We start from the raw sequence: 6575 nt of genomic DNA, 5'->3' as shown, positions 1-6575 counted from the left end.
CTGGCGCTGGCCCTGGCCCAGCTCCCGTCCGCGGCGGCGGCCCGGGAGCGGGCCGAGGACGGCGTCACCCTCGACACTCTGACGGTGACGAGCGAGGCCCCCGCCGGCGCGAGCCGCGCCCTCCTGGCCCGCACCTTCGGCGTATCCGCTCCGCCCGGGTCGGCGCCGGCTCCGATCGAGAACCCGGTCGGCCAGGTGGTGACGTCGGTCGGCCGCGACGGCACGATCGACGACCGGCCGCCGACGACGATCGGCGCGGTGCTCGCCAACAGCCCCGGCGTCACCGTCCGCCAGGGGCTCGGCGGCCGCGACGTGGTGATCTCGATCCGCGGCAACAACGCCCGCTCCACCGGAATCACCCGCAACATGGTGGTGCTGGAGGACGGGTTCCTGGTGACGCAAGCCGACGGCGCCTCGCGCTTCGACCTGTCGGACCCCCGCGCCTATTCCCGCATCGACGTGTTCCGCGGGCCGCAATCGGCGCTGTTCGGCAACTACGCCAGCGGCGGCGCGCTGGCGTTCCGCACCCGCACCGGCCGGGAGATCGACGGCTACGAGGTCGCGGTCGACGCCGGCAGCTTCGGCGTCGTGAACAGCGCCTTCGCCGTCGGCCAGGCGAGCGGCCCGTTCGAGATCAGCCTGTTCTCCAGCGACGCGCGCGGCGACGGCTACCAGGGCCATTCGAGCTTCGACACCCAGACCGTGAACCTGCTGGCGAGCTGGACGCCGAGCGCGGACGACCGCTTCACCCTCAAGGTGATCGACAACCACGTCTCCGCCGGGCTGCCGGTGCGCGCGTCGCTGAACCAGTTCACCCTCAACCCGTACCAGCGCGGCTGCGAGACCGCGTCCGCCGCCGCGCCCGGCTGCGCGACGGTCGCGCTCCTGCGCAACGGCGTCTCCGGCCGCACCGTGGCGGTGACCGCCGACGAGGGCGGGTTCGGGCGCGACGACCGCCGCACGGTCGTCGCCGGGCGCTGGGAGCACGACGTGGACGCGCAGACGACCTGGCGCGTCCAGGCCGGCTACGACGCGCGCTCCTACGACCAGCGGTTCTACGTGCAGGCCGGCCGCGCCAGCCTGCCGTCGCTCAACCTCGCCGCCGACCTGACCCGGCGCGGCGAGCTGTTCGGGCTCGCCGCCACCGGCTTCCTGGCCTTGGGCTACGACACCATCGACATCCGCGCGCCGACCTTCAACCGGGCGGCCTTCGGCGGCCCGCGGCTCGGCGCGCTGGTCGGCCTGCAGGAGGCGACGCAGGAGAACCTCGGCGGCCGGGCGCGGGCCGAGATCGCCGTGTCCGACCGCTGGACCGCCGTGCTCGGGGTCGGCGCGACGCGCACCGCGATCTCCGGGCGCAACACCATCTTCGCCTACACGGAGGCCGGCGCCGCCTCCGCGGTCACCCCGGTCGACCCGGCCTACGTCAACGTCGCGCCCGAGCTCGTCCTCGTCTACCGGCCGGATGCGGACTGGACCCTGCGCGGGCGGGTCGCCACCGGCTACGCGACCCCGTCGGTGGGCAACCTGTTCGTCACGCCGGCCGGCATCCCCGGCTCGAACACCGGGCTCCGGGGCCAGGAGAACCTCGGCTTCGACCTCGGCGCGGAATGGTCGCCGCTGGCGGGCGTGCGCGTCAGCCTCACCGGATTCTACGAGTTCTTCCGCAACGAGCTGGTCGGCCAATCCCCGGGGGCGGGGCTCCTGTCCTACACCTTCAACGTGCCGGCCTCCGAGCACCGCGGCATCGAGCTCGGAGCGGAGGCGGCCCTCGGCTCGGGCTGGCGGGGGACGCTGGCCTACAGCTTCGACGCCCAGGTCTACACCCGCTTCGTCGAGCGACTGGCGGCCGGCGCCTTCGCCGCCGCGTTCGACCGGGCCGGCAATCGCATCGTCGGGGTGCCGGAGCACCAGGTCCTCGCCCGGATCGGCTACGACGTGCCGGCCGGGCCGCTCGCCGGCCTCGGCGCCTACGCCGAAGCGGTGATGCAGGACGGCTTCTTCCTCGACAACGCCAACCTGCTGCGGGTGCCGGGCTTCGCGGTCCTGAACCTCAACGTCCACTACGCGACGGCGCTCGTCGGCTACGCCCGGCGCCTCGACCTCTACGGCGAGGTCCGCAACGTGTTCGACACGGCCACTGTCGGCGCCGCCAACCCGCTCGCCAATTCCCTCAACGCCGTCACCGGCCTGCAGAACGGCCGCGCCGTCCTGGCCGGCACGAGCGGGGCGATCTTCGCCGGGCCGCCGCGGACCTTCATGACCGGGATGCGGCTGCGGTTCTGACGCGCGCCCGGCGCCTTACTCTGACGCGCCGCCCTTCGGCCGGCGGAACCCGTCGTGGAGCGCCAGCATCTCGGCCATGCCGAGCGCCCGGCTGCTCCAGCGGGTCTCGGCGGTGTTCACCTGGGTGAAGCGGTCGTGCGACCGGCCGCCATAGGCGCCGAACAGCACCCGCCCCTCCGCGCCGTCCGGCGCCGGGCGGTCGATCCGGTACGAGGGCGGTCCGCCCTTGGCGGTGACGCCGATCCGCACCGCGGCGTCGCCGAAATGCTTCTGGCACATCCGCATGGTGGCGAGCACGGCGCGAAGGTAGGCCTCGCCGTCCTCCAGGTCGGGCAGCACGTCCGCGATGGTCGCATCGGGCGAAAGAGGGGGGCGTCGGGGCATCGGCATCTCGCTTCGTGCTCCCCCCTACCCTGCCGGGGGCGCAAGCGCGAGGCGTCCGCGCCCCTCAGGTCGGCTTGCGCTTCAGGAGCGCGTCGAGGCCGCCGACCCGGAACCAGTGGTAGCCGTAGCCCTCCAGGTAGAGGCAGTGGCGCCCGTCTTCGTCCGCCTCGCTCCGCGCGCCGGTGAGCAGGTCGACGAGCACGAGGCCGTCCGGCGCGGCGACGCCGGTGTCGAGAGCGAGCTCGGTCGGGCCGGGCCCGAGGTTGTGCACGCACAGGACCGCGTTGCCGCGCCAGTCGTAGCGGAGCGCCAGCACCGCCGGCCGGCCGGTCTCGAGGGCGGTGACGTCGCCCCAGCCGATCTCCGGCGCCTCCTTGCGCAGGCGGATGATGCTCTGCATCCAGTTGAGGAGCGAGCCCGGGTCGTGGCGCTGGTCGGCGACGTTGACGTGGGCGTAGCCGTAGGGGCCGTGGTCGATCGGCGGCATGGTCGGTGTCGCCGACCGGGTGAAGCCGCCCTGGGCCTCGGGGGTCCACTGCATCGGCGTGCGGGCGCAGTCGCGCTCCTTCAGGGACAGGTCGTCGCCCATGCCGATCTCGTCGCCGTAGCGCAGCACCGGCGTGCCGGGCAGGGTGAACATCAGCGAGTAGGCCAGGCGGATGCGGCGCGGGTCGCCGTCGAGCATCGGCGCGAAGCGGCGGCGGATGCCGCGGTCGTAGAGCTGCATCCCCTTCTCGGGGCCGAATTCCTCGAAGACGGTCTGGCGCTGCTTCTCGGTCAGGCGGCCGAGGTCGAGCTCGTCGTGGTTCCTCAGGAAGATGCCCCACTGGCACGAGAGCGGGCGCGGCTTCGTCCGCTCGATCGCCTTGGCCAGCGGCCGCGCGTCGTGGCCGGCCAGCGCGTAGAACGTCGCCTGGTTGATCTGGAAGTTGAACATCATGTGCATGCGGTCGGCGTCGTCGCCGAAGTAGTCGAGGTCCTGCTTGGGCAGGATGTTGGCCTCGGCCAGGATGATCGCGTCGCCCTTGCGCCATTGCAGGAACTCGCGGAAGTCGCGCAGCATGTCGAACTGCTCGGTCGGCGCACCCGCCACGTCGGCGCCCTTGCGCGCGATGACGAAGGGCACCGCGTCCATGCGGAAGCCCGAGACCCCGAGCTCGATCCAGAACCCCATGATCTTCAGGATCTCGGCCAGCACCGCGGGGTTGGCCGTGTTCAGGTCGGGCTGGAAGTCGAAGAAGCGGTGGAAGTAGTAGGCCTTGGCCTGCGCGTCCCAGGTCCAGGTCGTCTTCTGGACACCGGGAAACACCATGCCCTCGGAGGCCGTGGCCGGCTTCTCCTTCGACCAGACGTACCAGTTGCGGTAGGGCGAATCCGGGTCGGAGCGGGCGGACTGGAACCAGCGGTGCTGGTCCGAGGTGTGGTTGACCACGAGGTCGATCAGCACCCGCAGGCCGCGCTGCTTGGCGGCGTGGGTGAAGGCGACGAAGTCGCCGAGCGAGCCGTAGGCCGGGTCGACCCCGTAATGGTCGGCGATGTCGTAGCCGCCGTCGCGCTTCGGCGAGGGCTGGAACGGCATCAGCCAGACCGCGGTGACGCCGAGCCCCTGGAGATAGTCGAGCCGCCGCTCCAGCCCGGCGAAATCGCCGATCCCGTCCCCGTCGGCATCCATGAAGGTGCCGACCGACAGGCAGTAGATCACCGCGTTCTTGTACCAGAGGTCGTTGATCATGCGCGTGGCCCTCGTCGGGGTCGAAGGGGCCGCGGCGTCCGGGCGCGGCGACGGAACGGACGGACGGACGGCTACTTCCGCGCGTGTTCCATGTAGGCGCGCAGCACGGCGTTGATCCGGGTCTGGTACCCGCGTCCCTGGCCCTGGAAGAAGGCCAGCACGTCGGCGTCGAGCCGGATCGTCATCGGTTTCTTGCGCGACTCGGGGTGGAAGACCGCCTTGCTCCAGTCGATCTCCCGCCCCGCCTCGTCGGGATCGGACGCGATCGCGGCCTCGACCTCGGCATCGGTCATGGCCTTCACGGCCTCCCAGTCGGTCTCGCTCTCCCCGCGCTCAACCATCGCCTTCAGTTCCGCGGAGGGATAGCTGACGATACGCTTCCCGCTCTCCATTGCGTGCTCTCCTCATCGAGATCGCTCGCCGCGTCTCGCTCCGCCATGTCCAGATCAGGGTGACGAACAGGTCGTCCAGGATCGCGACCGTGAACTGGCGTCTCTCGCCGCGGTCTGCCATCGAAGAGGGCGGCCGCATCTCGGAAGTCGAGCCGATGCTTGAGCAGATTCGTCCGGCGCTTGGCCTCGTCCCACTCGAACATCGCACCTCACCGTAACGTGTCCATACGAGGCGTCAATACGCGGCCGCACGCAAGCCCCGAGCCTGGGAGGCTCCTTAAAACAGCCGCGTTGTGCACGCCCTGTTCAGCCGCCCGCGCCAAAGGTCGGCGTGCGCTGAGAAACCCAGCCGTGCCGGTGCCCCGGATCGCATGAACACCATCCTGATCAAGCTGTTTGCGACCGCCCTGACGCTGAGCCAGGTCACGACCAAGCCCGAGGCGCTGAAGACCCAGTTCGACCCGGCCGTGGACGGTCCGCAGGTCGTTCAGATCCTGCGCGACGGCTGCGCGCACATGCGAAAGGCCTTCGACATCGAGGACATCAACCTCGACGAGCTGATCTCCACCGCGATGGAGGACCCGACGGCCGTGGCCGGGCCGGCGGCGCCCAAGATCCTGCACGGGCTCGACATCGGCGAGCTGAATACGAGCTACAAGCAGTTCTGCAAGGGCGAGAACCCGAAGGGCTCGCCGTTCGACGCCCGCGAGGTGATCGAGTTCTACAACCGCGCGACCACCGACCTGCCGACCGCCGAGGCCCTGCGCGACAAGGCGCTGCCGGGCATGACCCGCATCCTCGACGCCTCGGGGAAGCCCTTCGCCGAGACCTTCGAGCCGAACGGCCGCCGCCTCGTCGTGCCGATCGCCGACGTGCCGCCGCTGGTCCGACAAGCCTTCATCGCCGCCGAGGACAAGCGCTTCGAGTGCCACCACGGCATCGACGAGCGGGGCGTGATCCGCGCCTTCATCGGCAACCTCGCCGCCCCCGGCCGGCCGGCCGGCGGCTCGACCATCACGCAGCAGGTGGTGAAGAACCTCTCGGTGGGCGACGACGTCACCTACGAGCGCAAGATCCGCGAGATGATCGTCGCCTCCCGCCTGGAGCGCATCCTCGGCAAGCCGCAGATCCTCGGGCTCTACCTCAACGGGATCTATCTCGGCCGCGGCGCCTACGGCATCGAGATGGCCGCCAGGAGCTATTTCGGGAAGTCGGTCGGGCAACTCACCCTGCCCGAGGCGGCGTTGCTCGCCGGCATGCCCAAGGGGCCGAACTTCTACAGCCCCGACAAGTACCCCGAGCGGGCCCGCGAGCGCCGCGCCTACGTCCTCGCCCGCCTCAAGGAGGAGGGGGCGATCACCGAGGCCGAGATGGCGGCGGCCGTCGCCTCCGACCTCGGGCTGAAGCCGGTCGAGACCGCGCGGCGCGATTCCGGGTTCTACGTGGTCGACCACCTCACCCGCGAGGCCCGCACCTTCGCCGGGCTGGATTCGCTCACCGCCCACTCCTTAACCGTGCGCTCGACGATCAACGCCGGGCTGCAGCGGGCGGTCGAGGGTGCGTTGCAGGACGGGCTGGCGAATTACGAGCGCGGCACCGGGCGCCAGACCTATCCGGGGCCGGAGTTCAACCTCACCGAGAGCGTGCGCAAGCTCCAGGCGGCGGTCCCCGCCCCCGAGGCCGCGCCGCAATCGCTGCCGGGCGTCACCGGTGCGGAGGCCAAACCTACAGAGATCAAGCCTGCCGAGATCAAGCCTGCCGAGGCGAAGGCGCCCGTCGGC

Annotated in this window: 5 protein-coding genes; 2 read left to right on the top strand and 3 right to left on the bottom strand. The window is 71.1% G+C overall.

Features of this window, described 5'->3' with window-relative positions:
- The first annotated feature begins 6 nt into the window (after positions 1-6).
- Positions 7-2286, top strand: coding sequence for a TonB-dependent receptor (locus tag FV222_RS14340; RefSeq protein ID WP_246685465.1), 2280 nt, complete (start codon positions 7-9; stop codon positions 2284-2286).
- 15 nt (positions 2287-2301) lie between these two features.
- On the opposite strand, the gene FV222_RS14335 is transcribed toward FV222_RS14340, so the two are convergent.
- The 3 genes from FV222_RS14335 to FV222_RS14325 all read right to left on the bottom strand — a co-directional run bounded on the left by FV222_RS14335 (position 2302) and on the right by FV222_RS14325 (position 4794).
- Positions 2302-2670 carry a hypothetical protein gene (locus tag FV222_RS14335; protein ID WP_147752740.1) on the bottom strand — a complete coding sequence of 123 codons (369 nt, stop codon included), beginning with the start codon at positions 2668-2670 and terminating at the stop codon, positions 2302-2304.
- Positions 2671-2734: 64 nt separating this feature from the next.
- On the bottom strand, positions 2735-4402 hold the full coding sequence (locus FV222_RS14330) for an alpha-amylase family protein (protein ID WP_147814784.1): 1668 nt from the start codon (positions 4400-4402) through the stop codon (positions 2735-2737).
- A 71-nt stretch (positions 4403-4473) separates the two neighbouring features.
- Complete coding sequence (locus tag FV222_RS14325; protein WP_147752738.1) at positions 4474-4794, bottom strand: BrnA antitoxin family protein; 321 nt, start codon at positions 4792-4794, stop codon at positions 4474-4476.
- Positions 4795-5165: 371 nt separating this feature from the next.
- Here FV222_RS14325 and FV222_RS14315 point away from each other — a divergent pair.
- On the top strand, positions 5166-6575 hold a 1410-nt coding region (locus FV222_RS14315), incomplete at its 3' end, for a transglycosylase domain-containing protein (protein ID WP_187277337.1).

Source organism: Methylobacterium sp. WL103 (assembly GCF_008039885.1).
GTDB classification, from domain to species: Bacteria; Pseudomonadota; Alphaproteobacteria; order Rhizobiales; family Beijerinckiaceae; genus Methylobacterium; species Methylobacterium cerastii.
Note: the sequence above shows the minus strand (reverse complement) of the source record. Positions and strands in the feature narration are given on the sequence as shown.